This is a genomic window from Gluconobacter sp. GP1 (assembly GCF_032913585.1).
GTDB classification, from domain to species: Bacteria; Pseudomonadota; Alphaproteobacteria; order Acetobacterales; family Acetobacteraceae; genus Gluconobacter; species Gluconobacter cerinus.
In genome coordinates this window covers 66,402-67,525 of sequence record NZ_JASGXC010000009.1, presented here as the reverse complement: position 1 = coordinate 67,525, position 1,124 = coordinate 66,402, and the positions used below count along the sequence as shown (strand labels likewise).

Genomic DNA, 1,124 nt, shown 5'->3' with positions numbered 1-1,124 from the left:
CGCAGGACACAGACGCCGATGATGCGGCTCTCCTGGACCTGTGTTCCTGGCTGCTGTGGCTGTCGCCCCTGCCCGCTCTGGATGCACCGGACGGCCTTTATAGCGACATAACCGGCTGTGCTCATCTCTATGGCGGCGAGGAGGCGATGCTGTCTCTCGTCCGGACGCGTCTTTCCGAGAAAGGTCATGTCTGCTCTCTTGCTCTGAGTGACAGTGCCGCGGCCTCACGCGTTCTGGCACGCTCCTGCCTCGATCGGGCCTGTGTCATTCCGCCCGGTCAGCAGAAACAGGCTCTGGACCGACTGCCTTGCTCGGCCCTTCCGATTGCCTCGGACACAACGTCCCGTCTCAATCGCCTGGGACTGACAACCATTGGCGCCCTTGCGGCCCTTCCCCGCGCGCCTTTGGCCAAGCGGTTTGGCGCGGAGCTTCTCACCTCTCTGGATGAAGCCCTCGGCCGTCAGGCCAGGCCGCTGAACGTGGTTCAGGTGCGGGACCGGATCTCGCTCTCGCGCTCGCTTGTCGAACCTATCGGCACGGCCGAGGCGATTGCGACCGTGATCGAGGCTCTTGTGCCGGAAGCCTGCGCCCTGCTGTCCCATCGCGGGGAAGGCGCACGGCAGATCGATTTCCTCTGTGTGCGTGTTGACAGCACGGTCCAGGCCATCCGGGTGGGCACGTCCGATCCGACCTCGGATATGCCCCGCATCCTCCGCCTTCTCAAGGACCAGATTTCCCGGATTGAGCCCGGCTTTGGCATCGAGGCTGTCACGGTGACGATCAGCGCCAGCGAGCCCATGGAGGCCGGACCAGATCGCCCGGTACTTTCAGACCCAGAGGACTGTCAGGCGGACATACTGCCCGCGAGCCTCATCGACCGGCTGATCAACCGCCCCGGGGTCGCATCCGTCCACCAGCTAGCGCCCCGGTTTACCGCCTGGCCAGAGGACGGGCAGTCTCGCATTTCTCCAGGCGACGTGGCAGAACCCGCGGACGCGCGCCAGATGCTCTGGGTGCGACCGAACATTCTGTTCGATCTGCCCGTCCGGGTGCAGGTGACTGCCCTGCTCCCGGACGGTGCGCCACGCCAGTTCGTCCTCAAACGCCAGACACACCGCATCGCG

Annotated in this window: 1 protein-coding gene; it reads left to right on the top strand. The window is 65.1% G+C overall.

The genetic code is table 11. The features are described from left to right. The coding region (locus R5H23_RS15110; RefSeq protein WP_317215941.1) for a DNA polymerase Y family protein at positions 1–1,124 on the top strand (1,124 nt) is incomplete at both ends.